Origin of the sequence: Paenibacillus sp. FSL H8-0104 (assembly GCF_038050215.1) — a bacterium.
In the GTDB taxonomy this organism is placed as follows: Bacteria; Bacillota; Bacilli; order Paenibacillales; family Paenibacillaceae; genus Paenibacillus; species Paenibacillus amylolyticus.
The window spans coordinates 769,861-787,722 of record NZ_JBBOTC010000001.1 but is presented as its reverse complement, the minus strand read 5'-3'; the positions used below and the strand labels follow the sequence as shown (position 1 = coordinate 787,722).

Here is a 17,862-nt window from a genome sequence, read left to right as displayed (position 1 = left end):
GAGACCCCTCAGCATGAAACGAACACAGCCTTCTTTTTTACAAGCTATGATGTTGATCATGTTGTCCGTTGGCTTGATCAGCCATGTTCTGATTATTCCTGCCCTTTTGGCTGCGGCCAAAAGGGATTCTTGGATTTCCGTCCTGCTATCAGCCGGACCATTTTTGATATTTGCGCTAATGCTCGCTTATGTCTCTCGTTTCCTCAAGCATCAAACTCTGCATGAATGGTTAACATCCCGTCTCGGCAAGCCTATTGGCATGTTATTTCGAGTTGGTAACAGTCTCTTTTTTCTGAGCGCAATCTATTTCACCCTGCACGAAACCACGACTTGGGCCAAAACAAATTACCTGACAGAAACGCCAATTATGGTAACCAGTATTGCCCTCATGTCTCTCTGTGCCTATGGGGCATATAAAGGTATCCGCTCACTGGCATTTACGGCAGGATTGATCCTTCCACTGGTGGTACTGCTGGGCTTCTATGTTGCAATTGTGAACACTCAATACAAGGATTACAGTCGTCTACTGCCTGTGTTAGAACATGGCTGGCATCCGGTGCTGAATGGCATGATTTACAGTCTTGCAGGCATGTTTGAACTGCTGTTCATCTGGTATATCCAGCCTCATCTCACCAAACGTATACGTGTATGGCAGTATCTGATGCTCGCACTCATTCTGGTGGGACTAACAGTCGGCCCGCTCATCGGGGCGATTGTGGAATTTGATCCTTTTGAGGCTGCCAAAATGCGATATCCCGCCTTTGAAGAATGGCGAATTGCCTCCTTGGGCAAATATATCGCCCAGACCGACTTCTTTTCCATTTACCAGTGGCTCGCAGGCTCGTTCACCCGGATTAGTCTCGCCATGTATATTGTAGTAGAAATATGGAATATTAAGAGCTCTACCAGAAGGCTTATCAGTTGTATCTCGTTAGGTGTCTTCTTTATTCTAACCATGTTGTATCCTCTGGATGATATGACCTTCGAAAAGCTTCTGGTCGAATACATATTTCCGTTCAATCTCGTATATCTGAGCGGACTTGCGATTATCGCGACGACGGTTGCCTTTATCCATTCACGCCATCAGAGGAGGAAACATCATGGAGCATCAAGCGATTGACACTACGTCCCATGAAACACTGCTTGCCTCTTTGAAAGAGCAGTTCAATCCATGTGCAGATGTCGTTATTCAGACCTTTCCTGTCAAAGATGAATCTGATCAACCCGTAATTCTGCTTTATTGCGACGGTCTCGTCGACGGTAAACAAATTAACCAATTTATTATTCCACGTCTGGAGCAGCACTCCCTGATCATTGAGGAATCACATCCTAAAGAACTGGGATTAACATTGAATCCGTTGGATGACCTCACCGATACTAACAAGCTTAATATGTTGATATTTAGTGGACAACTACTGATCATTTTTGGTAACGGTGTGCAGTCCTGCAGTGTGGATATTGCTGATATCCCTGGACGCAGTCCAGAAGAATCAGCCATTGAAACATCAGTTAAAGGCCCGCGCGACGGATTCACCGAAGAACTCACTACTAACGTAGCCCTTATACGCAAACGAATGAAAACATCTTCGATGTGTTATGAGAAATATGTCAAAGGCGGTCGTACCCAGACAGCCATTGGACTTCTATATGTAAAAGATATTATCAATCCAGACATTCTGAAAGAAGCTCGGCACAATCTGGATCAGATTGAGATTGACGGCATTCTGGGTACCTCAATCATGGAGCGAGCTGTCATGGGAGGGATTCGGAGTATCTTTCCACTCACAGATAATACCGAACGTCCTGATTTTGTCGTTGATTCCCTGTTAAACGGTCGTTTTGCCGTTTTGATCGAAGGTTCTCCTGTAGCGGTCATCGCACCAACTACACTTTTCAATCAATTGAAGTCTCCGGAGGACGAAAGTACACCCTTTTTTATCGTTACTTTTGAACGGATATTACGTATTTCAGGATTGCTGATCGCCTGTTTCTTCCCAGGCTTTTATATTGGCCTGACCAGCTTCAATGTGGAACAGATTCCCCTGCCTCTTCTGGCAACGATTGCTGGGACTCGAATGGGCCTGCCCATGCCGGTGACACTGGAAGCGTTCCTAATGATTTTTATGTTCGAGCTATTCAACGAAGCTGGGCGTAGGTTGCCACGTGCGTTGGGGCAAACGGTCAGCGTTGTTGGCGGGCTTATTATTGGGGATGCTGCCATTAGAGCCGGGATTACGTCCCCTACCATTATTGTCACGGTAGCGATCTCGGTCATCTCTAGCTATATTCTCGTGAATACTGTGTTAAGCGGGGCTACTGCCCATGTTCGGATCGGGATGTTACTCATCTCTTCCATTCTTGGATTATTCGGTTTTATGATCGGACTATTAGCCTTGTTGGTGCACCTCGTATCGTTGGAGTGTTATGGCGTATCCTATCTGTCACCTGTATCTCCCTACATTCCCGGAGACTTCACTCAGGCCGTATCCATGCCACCTTCCATGAAAAGAACCAAGCGCCCAGAAGCACTTCATACACAGGATTCTACCCGCCGGAGGAAACGTCCGTGAAACGATGGGTATCCATAAGTGGCCTTCTTATAAGCTGCTTGATCCTGCTAACGGGGTGCTGGGATTCCAAAGAGGTGCAAAGTATAAACTTCATTACGGCGATAGGAATTGACTATGTAGACAACCAGTATATTGCGTATGCCCAACTGATTGACTTCTCCAGTATTGCAAAACAGGAAACACCAACTTCCCGGGAGACAAGGGATATCTGGACTGGACGGGGCGAGGGTACAACACTGAACATGGCTATTAACGACTTGTATGAAACGTCACAGCAGCTAACACTCTGGACTCATGTTAAAGCTATTGTTTTATCCAAAAGAGTCTTGGATGGTCGACTGGAGGATATCTTTAATACACTTCTTCATTCAGGCCAATTGAGATATACACCCTGGATCTACGCTACAGAGCATAACATTCCGGATGTACTCTCTCCCTCTGCATTGTTGAACCAATCCGCCCAGACCATTGAATTATTTGAGCCTATGAGACTATACAAACAGCATTCTGGTTACGAACCTATCCGGCTCCATCAGCTTCTCGATGGATTACGGGAACCCGCTTCTGTCGTTCTTTTACCCTCGGTGTCAACGAGGAACGAGACCTGGTTCAACGGCGATAAAACGCCTCCCCTTGTTAGAATGGATGGATTTTATGTGATATCCAAAGGCACAAGTCAGGGTAGAGTTGCAGGAGCAGACGCAGATGGTACACGATACGTAAATTATGAGCGGGTACATCAGTACCCACTATATGTATATGGGAATGGTGGAAAAACTCCTGATTTAACCTTGTTGCTTCATCATCCCAAGACAAAAATCAAGGCGAAGAAGCAAGGTGATGGCATCACATTTGATCTGGTTACCACGGTCAAAAGCGCCATCACCGAAGATCATGGGGCTCCTCGGTCTCCAGATGCCATGGAACAAGAAGCCGAGAAACAGATCGAATCCCAAATCCGAGATACGTTTGAAAAAACCAAGGAACGCACGATCGATTCATACGGTCTTGTGGAACACTTATATCGCCACAACCTTCCCTTATGGAAACAGGAAGTCTACAACCGGGCGGACCCACTCCAACGTTTTAAGCTTGGAAAAGTGGAGGTACACGTGGATATCCTGAATGCGAGCACGTATAAATACAGTGAATAAATGAAGAAATAGAAGCCCCTTACCTGCATTGAATGCAAGGTTACGGGGCTTCTTACCATCTCCAACTATGCTGTCGATTGGGGAAGTTATCCTAATGGATACGCCATGACACTCATCAAAGCCAATTCAGGCTGGGTCGTGTCCAAACGACTGTACTGGACGATAACGGGGATATTGCTCGAAACCGTAATCGCATAAGGCACGCCCGGCGGAATAGACTGCTCCCCGGATCGTAGTGATGCAGTGCGAATATGCTTCGTCCTTCTTGCTGGCACTTCAGCGACAATACCTTCAAGTGGTTCTCTGTCTTCAAAGTAAATCGTGATATGCAGCTCCGCATCCGTGGCACTGGTGTTCAGTACACAGATGCTCTCGTGACTCTCCAATGTGCCCCGGCTCTCCGGCGGAATGTAACCATCCGGAATAACCCAGTAGGTGTGACCTGTAGCTGCTGAAACATTCTTACGGGCAGATGTGCCTGATTCTGTCTGGTCAGGTGTCATTGATATACCTCCTCCTTTTTTTTGCGAGTGCAATATTAAGTTAAAAATCTGCGGGCTCGCGGGGCAGTCGCTTCGAAGGGCGGATCGGGCTGTGGGCCGCTGTTGGCTCAGGATTTCTATTCAATTCCCCCTCAGCAGGGGAAATCCCGCTCCAAAGGCGGACGCTTCGCTCCCTCTACCCGATTCCGCCCTCCTCCGCTGCTACGCTCGCCTATTTTTTAAAAGTTTATTGCCTTCGCTATTCGCTGGGCAACTTTTGCTGGCTCGTTACTTCGTTTAACTCGCTACAGCTTTTAAACCCTGAATAGCTCGCAAGGCAGCCGCTTTGGCGGGCGGATCGGGCTGTGGGCCGCTGTTGGCTCGGGATTTCTATTCAATTCCCCCTCAGCAGGGGAAATCCCGCTCCAAAGGCGGACGCTTCGCCCCTCTACCCGATTCCGCCCTCCTCCGCTACTACGCTCGCCTGTTTTTTAAAAGATTATTGCCTTCGCTATTCGCTGGGCAACTTTTGCTGGCTCGTTACTTCGTTTAACTCGCTACAGCTTTTAAACCCTGAATAGCTCGCAAGGCAGCCGCTTTGGCGGGCGGATCGGGCTACAGGCCGCTGTTGGCTCGGGATTTCTATTCATTCCCCCTCAGCAGGGGAAATCCCGCTCCAAAGGCGGACGCTTCGCTCCCTCTACCCGATTCCGCCCTCCTCCGCTGCTACGCTCGCCTGTTTTTTAAAAGTTTATTGCCTTCGCTATTCGCTGGGCAACTTTTGCTGGCTCGTTATTTAATTAACTCGCTTAATCATTAAGGGCATGAACCTACCGCAGATACATCTGCAACGGTTGCAATTGCAACTCGCGGATGGCTTCTGCTACCTGCTGGGCAAGGCGACGGGCGCCTCGTTCCTGAAAATGCGTGTTATCCTCCACGCCTGATGGGAAGTTCACATACTCGCCTGGCAGTACCCACATAAAGTCTTCCTTAGTGCCTTCAACACCCGCTTGCTCGAACAGAAGACGGCTGCGCTCAGCCAGATCGATCAGCGGAACATCTTCCTCTTCCGCCAGCTCACGCACGGCGATGATATAATCGCCGTGCGTATCGGTCAATGTGCCATCATCCGCAAAATAGCGACGATGCACCGGGGTGATGAGCACCGGACGAGCCTTGGCTTCGCGTGCAGCATCGATATACTTTTTCAAATATTCCTTATATGTTGTGAATGGGTCCGTCCCACGTTCAGGGTCCGGCTTCTCATCGTTATGTCCAAATTGAATAAACAGAAAATCTTCAGGCTTGATTCGCTCCAGAATGGCGCTTAGTCTGCCTTCATTAATAAAGTTGCGGGAACTTCGCCCTGACTGGGCGTGATTATCCACTGCCACATCATGTTTGAACTGTGCAGGCAACAGCTGGCCCCAACCACAATATGGATATCCACTTTCCGGCTGATCCGTTACAGTTGAATCCCCGGCAAGGAATACGGTCATGGTCTGATTCGCAAGAGTAACCTCCAAAGCATTAATTCTCGGTGCAGGACCGGAGAATGACAGACGAAGTCTGCCGCCGCGAACAACAACCGAGAATCTAACCTCTGCGTATTGTCCGGGAAGTGTGCGAATGGTTGGCAGTACAAGCCTGCCTTCACCAGCTTTCACGCGGGTCACTGTCTCAGCCAATTCATCCCCTGCAACAAGTAATACTTGGTAGGTTCCGTCGGGAACATCCACGATGAACGATGCTTTGAGCGGAATACAGAAGCCTGAACGCAATCGGGCAGACATGGTTGTCTGCCCCGGATTGTTATGATGTTGTTTCGTGGGATCCGACACATCGTCATCACGAATGCGTTTTTTCTCATACACCAGAGACCCTGCCTCGAATCCGTATCCTCCACGTTCCTCATATGCGGTTGTTGCAGTTACTTTCAGATAATCCCCTGTCTCATCTGCTCTTCCCGAGTCCGGTCCAAAGTTAAACTTCCAGCTGGTCACGGACACTGCCTGGCCCTCTGCCGCTGCCTCCATGGCAACGGCCTGACTACTCTGAGCTTTATTCAAAAGCGATAACCTCCTTGGTTAACTTTCGTAAACGTTCATTCGGGCGAAGATACGAAGATACAGTAATCTGGCTTATCCTTTCAATCCGCTGGTGCTCATCCCTTGAACAATTTGTTTTTGGAAGATGAAGAACACAGCTACAACCGGAACCAGACTGACGATGGACATCGCGAACATTGCGCCCCAGTTGGAAGCAGATTCGCTATCGAGGAACATTTTCAGTGCCATCGACACGGTGTATTTATCAGGCGAGTTCAGGTACAATACCGGACCGAGCAGATCCTCCCATCTCCAATAGAAGGAGAAAATGGCTGCAGTCGCCAGAGAAGACTTGATCAGCGGCATAATAATCTGGATATACAGTCTGAACTTGTTACATCCATCGATGGTTGCAGCCTCATCCAGCTCCTTCGGAATCGTTCGAATGAACTGTACCATCAGGAAGATGAAGAACGGCATTCCGAAGAATGTAGGTACAACGATTGGCAAGATAGTGTTCAACCAGCCGAGCTTTGTGAAAATGATGTACTGAGGAACCAATACCACGTCATGTGGCAGCATCAGCGTTAACATCATCAAGGAGAACCAGAATGTACGTCCCTTGAAATTCAGTCTGGCAAAACCAAAAGCGATCAGCGATGACGATATCACAGCACCGATGGTAGATATCACTACGATTACAAGTGAGTTGGTGATGTAATCCATAAACGGTCTTCCAGCTGTGCCTTTCCAGCCATCTACATAGTTGCTCCAGATCCACTCCGCAGGAAACAGGGTATCCGCTGTGACGAATATCGTACGGCTTTCCTTGAATGAACTGAATAGCATCCATAGGACGGGATAGAGCATCAGGAGGGCAAGAGCTGCAACGAACAGGTGATAAATGGGCCATTTCACATTTCTCCAAACCATCGTTACTTCCCTCCTTCAGATTCGTAGAACACCCAGTACTTGGATGTCAGGAACACAGCTACTGTGAGTATACCGATCATAATGAGCATGATCCAGGCCATTGCCGAAGCATAACCCATGTTGTTAAACATAAACGCCTGACGGAACAGATACAGGGAGTACAGCATCGTACCGTCCATTGGACCGCCTTCGCCTTTGGAGATAATATAGGCAGGTACAAACGTCATGAATGCTCCAATCGTCTGCATAATCATATTGAACAGGACGATCGGGCTAAGCAGTGGCAAAGTGATGCTGAAAAATTTCCGTATAGGGTTCGCGCCATCCACACCTGCTGCCTCGTACATCTCAGTAGGGATATTTTTGAGACCAGCCAGGAAGATCAGCATGGACGAACCAAACTGCCACACAGACAGTGAGATGAGCATAACCAGGGACGCATTCGGGTCACCAAACCAGCTTATAGGCCCGATCCCGATTGCCGTTAGAGCACTGTTGATAACACCCTCATTACTGAAGAGGTTACGCCACATAATGGATACGGCCACACTACCACCGATAATGGATGGCAGGTAATACAGCGTCCGGTACGTTCCAATCATACGAGAGCCAGTGTTTAGGACCATCGCTACGAAGAGGGCAAAGATCAACCTTAACGGTACCCCAATGAATACATACAGGAACGTCACTTTGACCGAGTTCCAATATTTCGGGTCATCAAAAAACATTTTGGTGTAGTTATCAAGCCCAATCCACCGTGGAGAAGTGAACAAGTTATAACTCGTGAACGACATATATAAGGACACAAACATGGGGATGAGTGTGAAGCCCAGGAAACCAATAATAAACGGGCTTATGAACGCATATCCAGTTAAGTTTCTACGTAACGATGAATACTGCCTCAATGGAACGAACCTCCTTCATGGATCAGCTTGCTCCCTCATCCTGGCTTCGGTCATCTGGACGGGGAAAGGCCCTCGCATTTGCGAGTAGCCCCATTCCCGACCATCCCTGAAGTGGGACGAGCAAGCCATCATTCAACTGTTATTTATTGTTCGCAAGTACAGATTCGGCGTTCTTGCGGAATGTCTCTGCTGCTTGTTCAGGTGTAATTTTGCCAAAGTTCAATTCTTCAACCACATCTGCTAGGGAAGAGATTACTTCAGGTGAACCAACTGGTGGCGGAGAACTCATTGGTGAAGCCTTAGGCTCCATGGCTGCTACGAATTCAAAGACCTGTTTTGTTGCGTCACTCAGCTCAGGTGCGATAGCTTCTTTGATTGCTCCTGAGATTGGCACACCACGCTCACCTTTGATCAGTTTGTTGGCTTCCACGTCATTCACCCAGAAATCGATGAATTTAGCCGCTTCTTCCTTCACTTTGGAGTTGGACGTCACACCCCAGTACATACTTGGCTGCATATATAGTCCTTTTTCCATATCTGGTCCTGGCATTGGAGCGATTTCGAGTTGACGGTTCGCTACCTGTTGTAAGGCTACGAACTGGTTGGACCATTGCCACACGCCAATTCCTTTTTCCTTCACGAGATCTGATTCCTCAATAATGCCTTTGGTTTGGTTGGCTACATCCGGTGTAGGTGCTGCACCTTGCTCGATCATGCGGCGCATAAGTCCGAAGAACTCCACAAACAATTGATCATCATCATAACCAAGACCTGTTCCTTCCGCATTGTAAAGCGACAATCCTTTGGTACGCAGGAAGTAGTGGAAGAAAATATCCGGAGCTATCCCTCCATCCAAATACAGACCTTTATCTGCGGTTTGTTTACCCAGTGCTTCGTACGATTCCCAAGTCATATTGTCAGGGATTGCATCCACTCCTGCTTTTTTAAGCAATGCCGGATCATATTGGAAGCCCAGAACGTTAACACCGGCAGGTACACCGTATTGTTTACCGTTAATTACACCTGTGCTGATAACATTCTCGGACACATCGTCCACTTTGATCTGGTTGCCAAGATAAGGCGCTAGATCCTCAAGCTGACCATTCTGTGCATATTGGCTGATGTAGGAAATATCCATCTGAACGATGTCAGGCAACTGATTTGCCGCTGCTTGTGGTGCGAGCTTTTTCCAGTAGTCATCAAATGAAGCATATTCCACGTCGATTTTGACATTCGGGTTTTTCGATTTGTACAGGTCGATGACCTTCTGTGTATATTCATGCCTTGCATCCGAGCCCCACCAAGCGATCCGCAGGGTAACTGAGTCATCTCCAGATGCTCCTTCAGTTCCTCCACCTGAGCTACATGCCGCTGTAAACACGAGCAAAGCAGCCATCATCAGGAATATTGCCTTTTTCACCATGCCAATCTCCCCTTTTATGTTGATATGGTTGTGTGAACGAGTTATCCTTTTTATTTCTGATAACGCTTTCACAAACTTATTAATGTCATTTTCGCAAATGTACGACCATAGTTGAATACACAAAACCGTCTTGTTGGTTCAAAAAACAGAGGAGGACAACAGTCCCCTCTCGGCGCTGTTCGTCCTCCCCAGACATGAATCACATGATTGGTAGTCCATTGTTATATGCCGATCCTGCGGAATTCCGTAGGTGTCATACCGGTCCACTTTTTGAACACCTGACTGAAATATTGTGAATTCCCGCCAAATCCGAACAATTCAGCAAGCTCAAATACTTTCACATCCCCGCCTCTGCGAATATGGTCACATGCGCGTTCAATGCGCAGGCGATTCACGTAGTTGGAGAAATTCTCACCTGTGACTTTTTTGAAAATCTTGCCCAGGTAATCGGGATTCATATACAGCATCTGATGGGCAACTCCATTGAGAGAGAGATCCGCCTCTCCATAATGACGATCCACGATATCCATCATCTTCTCCACGGCAGAAGACTGGCGACTGATATGGTTTTTGTAATAACCGGAAGTTAATCGGGCTGCACTGCTTGAAACAAAAGACTTCAAACCAGATAACGTATCGATATGCGGCAGTTCTGCCATACGCTGGGTGAATTCCGTTGCCTCCTCAGGCGGACAGACATGAACCATAGCTGAGTACAGCTGCACTACGTAAGAGCGGGTCACTTCAATTTCCAGTTGCTGACGCGATAATAGATCAAACAGACGATCCACCTCTACCGCTGTTTCCTCGGTATTGCCCGATTTGATCAACTGACACAGTTGCTCGGCATCCTGTTCTACATGCAATCCGTCGCATTCTCCGGCCAGTACCAGATCATTCTTCGTAATCAGCTTGCCTTCACCGATAAAAAAGCGATGGTTCAGATACTGCAACGCCTCACGAAACAACCGCCGGGACTGAATCATTCGATCTGCTTCACTCAGCGCAGCGGTCACTTCCAATTTATATAGTCTGGTGAATGCAGCCCTAACCTCTTCAATACTTTCTTTCAGTCCAGCCGGATCAGCTGAATCCGCGAGCAGAATGAGGAGTTTGCCTTCAATGGTTGTGCTTAACAGGACATGTGGGAGCAGGTCACTGGCAATGTTTTTGATCGCAAATAAGTGACTGTAATCATGTTCATCTACAATTCGGAACAACAGTAACCGAACTGCGTTCTCTTCAAGCTCCAGATCAAACAACTCCTGATAATACTCCAGATCAACCGGACCATAGGTGCGGTTGGTCATGAACTCCAGCAGAAATTGCTCCTTCACATGCGGAAGGACTCGCTGCAATCGCTGTTTCATCTCACCTGCAACATGCTCCTTCACCTGGGCATCCTGATGTTCCTGCAACAGTTCAGTTAACGCATCATGGATCTGATTCTCGTTGCAGGGCTTGAGCAAATAATGCTTCACACCATATTGCATCGCTCTGCGGGCATATTCGAACTCCTTGTAGCCGGATAACATAATAAAACGTACTCCCGGGTATGCTTCAGATGCCTTCTCTATGAGTCCGAGACCATCCAGACCCGGCATGGAAATATCCGTAATAATAATATCGGGTCGCGACTGCCCAATTTTGTCCAATGCTTCAATCCCGTTCCTCGCCGTATCCACCAACTCCGTTCCTGCCGCGGCCCAATCGACCACTTGGGAAATCCCCTCCAGAATGACACGTTCATCATCTACGAGCATCACTTTGTACATCGTCATCGTCCTCTCTGATCCAAGGTATGCTGATCGATACTACAGTTCCTGATCCGGGCTTGCTGCTCATCACCATTCCACCTTCATCACCGAAGGTCAGTCTGATTCGTTCCTGGATGTTAGATAACCCAATGCCCTGTCCTCTTGTCTGAATACGTCCTTCGTGTAGCTGTTCCAGGAATTCCGGTGTCATCCCCGGACCGTCGTCCTCAACTTCAATAATCACCTTATCTCCCTCTGCTCTCGCCCGGATACGAATCCGGCAAGGGTCAATGCTTGGTTCGAGTGCATAATGTATCGCGTTCTCCACCAACGGCTGTAATGTTAACTTCGGTATCCGTGCCGTTCCTACCTCCGGGGCAATTTCCATGTCGAAATCCAGTCTTTCCTCAAAACGCGTGCGCTGAATCGTCACGTAACTGCGGACAATGTCCAGCTCTCTTTCCAGCGTAATCCACTTCTCGGACATGTTCACAGAGCTACGCAACAGAAATCCGAGAGCCTCAACCATTTCCGAGATCTGTCGTTGCTTCTGTACTTTAGCCAGCCAGTTAATGGATTCAAGCGTGTTGTATAGAAAATGTGGATTAATCTGCGCCTGAAGCGCTTTCAACTCGGTCTCACGAATCACCAGTTGCTTGGCATAATTCTCATCAATCAATTCACGTATTCGTTGAAGCATCATCTTGAATGTGCGATGCAGCAGCCCAACCTCATTCTGTGGAGATATCGGAACATTGCCAAGGGCTGCCTCCTCCAGCTTATCCAGATCACCTTTTTCGATATTACGCATCTTTTTGATCAACTGCGCAATCGGATGGGTAATACTGCGAGAGAATCTCGCTCCAATGATAAGCGCCGCCAGAAAGATCATGATGAAGATCACCGTAACCAACTGTTTGACAAACTGGATCTTTTTAAACATCTGGTCAAACGGGGTTGTGTACAGATAGGTCCAATCCGTATAGGAAGAATGAGCACGAGCTACAAAGTGTCTCCCCTGTTCCAACATGGCAATTCCATAGGGCTGGGTACGCTTCAGTTCAGACTCAATCTCGGCTTCACTGACCGACGATTCTGTTGGATAGATCACTTCTTTTCCATCCGTAATGAGTAATTGGGAGTCCTCAGCCGGTTCTTGCATCTGGTCCTGTACAATTCGGTCCAGCCGGACACGGATGATCAGTGTGCCGAGGTCCTCCAATGTAAATGCTCCGCCAATAAAGGATTTCACCTGTCGAACCGACAAGAGTCGGGACTGTTTATCCCCACTGGTATGCCATGCATTGGAGCCCGAGTATTGCTGTCCCAGTGCAACCAGTTCCTTTTGCTTCGACTCCGAAATTCCCTCCCGATTGCCTGCGGCCATAACGTTATTATCATTATCGATAAATAGCATGGAATAGACGTATTTTTCGGAACCGGCATATGCGACTAACCTGTTGGTAATTTTTTTACGCAATCCATTTTTCTCGTAACCCGTTTCGGCCTTTTTCAGTTGGAGCAGATATTGCTGAAGCGGCTCGTCCGACATCACCTTGAAGGAGAGATTAGAAATTTCACGAAGTTGATTCTCAATACCTACCGAAGACATATTGAGGACCTGCGAGGATTTCTCATAGATCTGACGGTCATAGATGCTGAACACATATCGGAGTACGGACGCATAAAACGTAAAGCTGATCAACATCAAAAGTCCGATGAGAAGAATCGTTTTGTGATGAATCGGCAGTGTTGTGAAAGCGTTCTTAATTTTGTTCATCCTAAGCGCTCCTTTGGCTTGCGAGGGGTGCCTGTCATACTATGCATTAGTGGTTTTATTGTAAGTTATTTTCATATTTACACATCCATTGGTCATCTGACAAGATATATTTATGCAACATTTTAGGTCATTAGAGAAGGTATACATCTGTGTCAGCAACTCAAAAAGAACACAAAACAGCCAGAATACCTTGAACAGATCAAGGTATTCTGGCTGTTGAATAACATCATGTTAAAGTATGAAATACAATTTACGGATTCACAAAAACAGTTTTCAGCTTCGCTACATACTGCACATCAAAGCCAAGACCTTCAGCCACCATGGCAAGTGGTACATATGTTTTGGACTCTTTGCCTACCTTATTCAGGAATGCAGGTGTATCCACAGTAACCGATGCTCCATTTACCTTCACAGCATTGGCACCAATCTTCACCGCAACTTTCCGGTCTTCATATGTAATGGTTGCGGTTGAAGTTTTGTTATCCCACACCGTAGTAGCACCGACCGCATTCACGATGTCTTGAATCGCCACAAAGTTTTTGCCGTTACGGATAATCGGTTTGTACGGAGTATTTAATGTTTTGCCACTCACAATAATGTTCATCGGCTCACCTGTCGCAGGTGTAGTCAGCTTCGTGTAGTCGCCCCAGATCGTTTTGGCAAATACTTCGGCAATGGCCGCATATCCAAATTGGTTCGGGTGGAAATCACGATCTTTGATCATATGTGTCATCGTGCCTTCACCACCAACAAACTCCTTGGCCACGTGTGCAACTTTGACATCGGTACCCTGAGCAGTGAATTGTGCTGCAATGCCATCAATGGTCTGTGTGAAACCTTGAGATGCCTCCATCAGTTTGGCATAAAGTGCCTTGCCTGCTACTTCTGGCATCGGTTGATACTGGTCGGCGATGACAATTGTAGCTGTCGGATTAATTTCATGGATATCATTAATCGTTGCACTAACGTTGGCTGTATATGTTGCGAGTAATTCTTTTACCTTGGTTTGCAGATCCTGATCACTCAGTTTGTCTGCTGTACCGAGAAGCTCAGATACATCATTTCCCCCAATGGTAATTGCAACCAGATTGGCCTGTGCTACACTCTCACGGATTGCAGCAGTATTGGCTCCGATCTGTCCCGCTCTTGGATCAGGAAGACTTGGTTGAATGGCTTCAGAAGTCAGCGTTTTGCCATCCTTAATTGCAGTAGTGAAGTTCTTCAGGCCACTTGTTTTCAATCCGGCAATCCCGTAGTTGTCCACCTGTGTACGTCCATGCAGCAAACCTTGCTCCTGGAGACGTTCTACATAACCATAAGGCAATTCTTTTGTGTTGGGCTCATAACCTACCGTTATGGAATCTCCCAATGTGAGGATGCGGAACTCCTTAGTTACGGCTACTGCATCTTTCTTCGCTGTCAGCGAAGTCTCGTTTGTACCCGCTGGCAATACACCGGTTTTGGTGTCAGCCGCGTGTGCAGGCAATGCAGATGATGTAAAGAGTAGCATTCCTGCCAACATGCTTACCGTTAAACCGGCAGCTGTATTTTCCCATATACGTTTACGCTTCATTCAGGTAACACTCCTTCTCGCAAATCTATAATAATTTACACTAATATACGTGTTCAAAAAGGTCGGTTTTCAGTACCGAGAAGATGGGATGAAGCTAGGGCATCCTTCGTAATCAAAAGCGGACTTTTTGAACAACCTCACTAATATATAGTACATTGGTCATTCCAATGACATAGGTTGATGTTACTCTATTCTATCATTTTAAAGTAGGCGTTGTCCTCTCTACTGAGAGCACACATGAAATAACAGACTCCCTGAAGGGGAGTCTGTTACTGGTTAAGCTCAGCTATGACGTTCAGTGATTAGTTAAGATTCCGGCTTATTTGAGTCTTCAGCAATCAAATGACCCTTGTCGCTCTCCGGTTTGTTCCCGGTAGCTCGCTCCAGATATCGATCATAACGATCATCCAATTCACGTGCCATCTTCCGGTACTTTAACGTTTCCTCGACAATTGGATCACGTTCTGTCTGGATTCGCACTTCATATTTGGGAGGAATCAGCTGGCGTTCACGCTGATCGGTGTCGCCGGACTCTTCCATGTCCCCTTCCGTCAGCATATCACTGAGCCGTCGTTCCAGTTCTTTGGATTCATCCATTGTTTTCGCTCCTTTAATTAAAGTCATACATGCGTTAACCATACTATTGTACTTTCACTTCGTGTACAGAACCATCTTCCGATCGCTGTTATCCCCAGATTTCTTTGATTCCCTTTTCCAAGGTAGAAATCCGGTGATAAAGGCGAGCAGATGAGTTGAATAAACTCACTCCAGACCGGTTGCTTTCGCTTCCTTCAGCACATCCGTCAGTGCATCATGGATTTTGCCATTGCTGGCAACGACATGGTTCACAGACAGTTGATAAGGTGTTCCGATGGTATCGGTCACCTTGCCACCTGATTCTTCAACCAGTAGCGCACCTGCGGCAATATCCCAAGGTTTCAATCCAACTTCGGTGTAAGCGCTGAGACGTCCTGCGGCAACATACGCCAGATGAAGGGCGGCAGATCCGCCTGCACGCAAGTTACGAACTTGCGGAGCAAGCGCCTGTACAGCGGCCATATTCAGTGGCAACGCAAAGGTTGTGTCTGCCGGGAATCCAACCGCAATCAGGCTCTGAGCCAGTTCCTCTTCACCAGATACAAGCATCCGGTTTCCGTGAACATATGCTCCTTTCCCTTTTTCCGCAACAAACATTTCATCACGGGAAGGGTCGTAGATCACGCCGACAATGACTTCACCATTGTGAGCCAATGCGATGGATACCGAATAAAACGGGAATCCGTGTACAAAGTTTGTCGTTCCATCCACAGGATCAACAATCCACAGGAACTCTTCTTCCTCGGCCTCTTTCAGTGCTTTTGCCGAAGCTTCCGGTCCCGGTTCAACGCCTTCTTCACCCAAAATAGCATGGTGGGGAAAATGCGTGAGAATCAGGCGGCGGATCATCTGCTCCGCTCCTTTATCCACTTCGGTCACCAGATCTTGGGGTGAATATTTGGTACCAAGTTCAGCTACCGTCCCAAGACGGCTTTTGATCCATTCGCCAGCTTTGGAAGCTGCATTAATGGCAACGGCAGTATAGCTTTTGCTTGTCACGACATAAGGTGTCTTTTCCTTCTCATTCAAAGCGTTCACTCTACTTTCTATATCAATCTACGAAAAGTTGAAATACTTGTTAAAAGTATACGCCCCACAGGTCGTAAAGTTTCTCGTTGCCCAGGCCCCTTTTGGCACTACGGATGAATGATGACGGTAGACTCGTCCACCCACTCCACACCCTCTTTGTGATAGAATGCCAGCTTCTGCATCAGTTGCACAAGAGCCTCATCCTTGCGTTTAGCCTCAATCATCACGTCAAGTCTTGGGGTGTCTGCTGCGATATGACGCAAGAAATCGAGCACAGGCTCTACCTCCACACCATCGGCATGACCTCGCAGATCCTTCTCACTCTTTGGGCTGGAGACATGGATTTTGGGTGGCAATGGCTGATCAGCCGGTGAATCTGCCTGGGCAAGCGGTGACTGCCAGGTCTTTAGAATATCAGGCCACAGATCCCATGCCTGTTCTCCTTCGTTGTTCACCCAATGGTGATGGATATCAAGTACCATGGGCAATCCCAAGCGCTGGCACACGGCAAGTGTCTCAGGCGCATTGAACGTTTTGTCATCATTTTCGAGTGTGAGCCGCTCCTGAATGTCCCGATCCAGCTTCAAAAAGTTTTCTTCAAAACGAAGCGCCGCCGAAGGCTTGTCCCCGTATGCACCACCAATATGTATATTGTTCTTGGCAGTGGCATTCAGCCCCATGGCATCCAGCATCCGAACATGATGACGAAGGTCGCGAATCGAGTTGTGCAGAACTTGCTCGCGGGGGGTACTAAGTACGGTAAAATGATCCGGATGAAAGGACACACGCATATGATTTTCCTTCACAAAATCACCAATGGCCGCAAAGTCCTGCTTCAGCGCCGGGAACGGGTCCCAGTCATTCAGGTCCTCGTGTGTTGCCAGTGGAATCAATTTGGAAGAGAAGCGATATACATGAATATGGCTACCCTTGTTGTGCCTGAGCAAACGTAATGTATTGTGCAGGTTCTCGGCTGCAATCCGTTCGAGCTTGCGGATCGCCGCTTCCCTGTCATCGATTTTATTAAAACTCGACATGGTCATGGTCCGGGAAGGCGAGGCGTTCTCTATAAGCACGGACATTGCCACGTAACCAAAGCGTACGAGCATGAATCTCTTCCTCTCTATTAGGGCGGAGAACCCACACGGCATATTCAGCCGTCAGGATGTACCGTCACTGTATATAACCAAGTTTTACCCTAAAAGAGTGACCATAATCGTATTCTGGCAAATCCGTCCTTCCGACCCGCACTTACAGTCAACAACTATTCCTGTGCTTGCTCTCCAAAGAACATCTCATCTGCAAGGGCAGTCTGAATGCGTGATTCTTCCTCAGTCAATTTGCGGATGAGTTGCATCTCCACCTCAGTTACCTCTTGCCCCTGGAAGTTGATCTCCGCAATGGAAACCACGATCTTGACGATGGCTACAGCCACGTTATCCGGTGTGTATGCAATCACTTTCTGGCCGGTAGGAAATACCCGGAAGCCCTGTTTGACCATTTTGCCGCGTCCGTATTCAAGCAGTTCGAACAGCTCCTGCTCATTCTTGAACTTGCATACGGAATTGAATTCAGTCTGAAATCCCATGCATATCCCTCCTGATCTTG

General features: G+C 47.6%; 15 protein-coding genes. 3 read left to right on the top strand and 12 right to left on the bottom strand.

The features are described from left to right. Positions 1-13: 13 nt before the first annotated feature. Genes NST38_RS03655 through NST38_RS03645 form a run of 3 tightly spaced genes read left to right on the top strand, consistent with a single transcriptional unit; the run spans position 14 to position 3,724 of the window. Positions 14-1,120, top strand: a complete 1,107-nt coding sequence (locus NST38_RS03655; RefSeq protein WP_076254882.1) for a GerAB/ArcD/ProY family transporter — start codon at positions 14-16, stop codon at positions 1,118-1,120. Next, on the top strand, positions 1,101-2,570 hold the full coding sequence (locus NST38_RS03650) for a spore germination protein (RefSeq protein WP_076254884.1): 1,470 nt from the start codon (positions 1,101-1,103) through the stop codon (positions 2,568-2,570). Before NST38_RS03655 ends, NST38_RS03650 begins: the two co-directional genes overlap by 20 nt. Then, positions 2,567-3,724, top strand: a complete 1,158-nt coding sequence (locus tag NST38_RS03645) for a Ger(x)C family spore germination protein (protein WP_076254886.1) — start codon at positions 2,567-2,569, stop codon at positions 3,722-3,724. The genes NST38_RS03650 and NST38_RS03645 overlap by 4 nt, the downstream gene beginning before the upstream one ends. 86 nt (positions 3,725-3,810) lie before the next feature. Here NST38_RS03645 and NST38_RS03640 read toward each other — a convergent pair whose 3' ends face one another. From NST38_RS03640 to NST38_RS03585, 12 genes are all read right to left on the bottom strand, one after another. After that, complete coding sequence (locus NST38_RS03640) at positions 3,811-4,227, bottom strand: sensory rhodopsin transducer (protein ID WP_076254887.1); 417 nt, start codon at positions 4,225-4,227, stop codon at positions 3,811-3,813. 809 nt (positions 4,228-5,036) lie between these two features. Further along, entirely contained in the window at positions 5,037-6,245 is a 1,209-nt protein-coding gene (locus NST38_RS03635; RefSeq protein ID WP_076254965.1) for a rhamnogalacturonan acetylesterase, read from the bottom strand. A 105-nt stretch (positions 6,246-6,350) separates the two neighbouring features. Continuing rightward, positions 6,351-7,190, bottom strand: coding sequence for a carbohydrate ABC transporter permease (locus NST38_RS03630; RefSeq protein WP_017690747.1), 840 nt, complete (start codon positions 7,188-7,190; stop codon positions 6,351-6,353). Between the two features lie 2 nt (positions 7,191-7,192). Continuing rightward, positions 7,193-8,095, bottom strand: a complete 903-nt coding sequence (locus NST38_RS03625; protein ID WP_047841423.1) for a carbohydrate ABC transporter permease — start codon at positions 8,093-8,095, stop codon at positions 7,193-7,195. A gap of 139 nt (positions 8,096-8,234) precedes the next feature. Continuing rightward, entirely contained in the window at positions 8,235-9,518 is a 1,284-nt protein-coding gene (locus tag NST38_RS03620) for an ABC transporter substrate-binding protein (RefSeq protein ID WP_076254936.1), read from the bottom strand. A gap of 221 nt (positions 9,519-9,739) precedes the next feature. Then, positions 9,740-11,293: a response regulator transcription factor gene (locus NST38_RS03615; RefSeq protein WP_076254939.1), complete on the bottom strand. Its 1,554-nt coding sequence runs from the start codon at positions 11,291-11,293 to the stop codon at positions 9,740-9,742. Continuing rightward, positions 11,268-13,055, bottom strand: a complete 1,788-nt coding sequence (locus tag NST38_RS03610; protein WP_076254942.1) for a sensor histidine kinase — start codon at positions 13,053-13,055, stop codon at positions 11,268-11,270. Before NST38_RS03610 ends, NST38_RS03615 begins: the two co-directional genes overlap by 26 nt. A 250-nt stretch (positions 13,056-13,305) precedes the next feature. Beyond that, positions 13,306-14,628, bottom strand: coding sequence for a stalk domain-containing protein (locus NST38_RS03605; RefSeq protein ID WP_076254943.1), 1,323 nt, complete (start codon positions 14,626-14,628; stop codon positions 13,306-13,308). 306 nt (positions 14,629-14,934) lie between these two features. Next, on the bottom strand, positions 14,935-15,225 hold the full coding sequence (locus tag NST38_RS03600; protein WP_076254945.1) for a hypothetical protein: 291 nt from the start codon (positions 15,223-15,225) through the stop codon (positions 14,935-14,937). 165 nt (positions 15,226-15,390) lie between these two features. Continuing rightward, complete coding sequence (locus NST38_RS03595) at positions 15,391-16,254, bottom strand: inositol monophosphatase family protein (protein ID WP_370511461.1); 864 nt, start codon at positions 16,252-16,254, stop codon at positions 15,391-15,393. 107 nt (positions 16,255-16,361) lie between these two features. Then, positions 16,362-17,363, bottom strand: a complete 1,002-nt coding sequence (gene uvsE, locus NST38_RS03590) for a UV DNA damage repair endonuclease UvsE (RefSeq protein WP_076254950.1) — start codon at positions 17,361-17,363, stop codon at positions 16,362-16,364. A gap of 155 nt (positions 17,364-17,518) precedes the next feature. Continuing rightward, entirely contained in the window at positions 17,519-17,842 is a 324-nt protein-coding gene (locus NST38_RS03585) for a hypothetical protein (RefSeq protein ID WP_036614107.1), read from the bottom strand. Positions 17,843-17,862: the final 20 nt, after the last annotated feature.

Bases quoted from the DNA above. Each gene is read 5' to 3' on its own strand.
- NST38_RS03655 (WP_076254882.1), top strand. From the start codon at position 14: ATGAAACGAACACAGCCTTCTTTTTTACAAGCTATGATGTTGATCATG.
- NST38_RS03650 (WP_076254884.1), top strand. From the start codon at position 1,101: ATGGAGCATCAAGCGATTGACACTACGTCCCATGAAACACTGCTTGCC.
- NST38_RS03640 (WP_076254887.1), bottom strand. From the start codon at position 4,227: ATGACACCTGACCAGACAGAATCAGGCACATCTGCCCGTAAGAATGTT.
- NST38_RS03635 (WP_076254965.1), bottom strand. From the start codon at position 6,245: ATGGAGGCAGCGGCAGAGGGCCAGGCAGTGTCCGTGACCAGCTGGAAG.
- NST38_RS03630 (WP_017690747.1), bottom strand. From the start codon at position 7,190: ATGGTTTGGAGAAATGTGAAATGGCCCATTTATCACCTGTTCGTTGCA.
- NST38_RS03620 (WP_076254936.1), bottom strand. From the start codon at position 9,518: ATGGTGAAAAAGGCAATATTCCTGATGATGGCTGCTTTGCTCGTGTTT.
- NST38_RS03615 (WP_076254939.1), bottom strand. From the start codon at position 11,293: ATGTACAAAGTGATGCTCGTAGATGATGAACGTGTCATTCTGGAGGGG.
- NST38_RS03610 (WP_076254942.1), bottom strand. From the start codon at position 13,055: ATGAACAAAATTAAGAACGCTTTCACAACACTGCCGATTCATCACAAA.
- NST38_RS03605 (WP_076254943.1), bottom strand. From the start codon at position 14,628: ATGAAGCGTAAACGTATATGGGAAAATACAGCTGCCGGTTTAACGGTA.
- NST38_RS03600 (WP_076254945.1), bottom strand. From the start codon at position 15,225: ATGGATGAATCCAAAGAACTGGAACGACGGCTCAGTGATATGCTGACG.
- uvsE (WP_076254950.1), bottom strand. From the start codon at position 17,363: ATGCTCGTACGCTTTGGTTACGTGGCAATGTCCGTGCTTATAGAGAAC.
- NST38_RS03585 (WP_036614107.1), bottom strand. From the start codon at position 17,842: ATGGGATTTCAGACTGAATTCAATTCCGTATGCAAGTTCAAGAATGAG.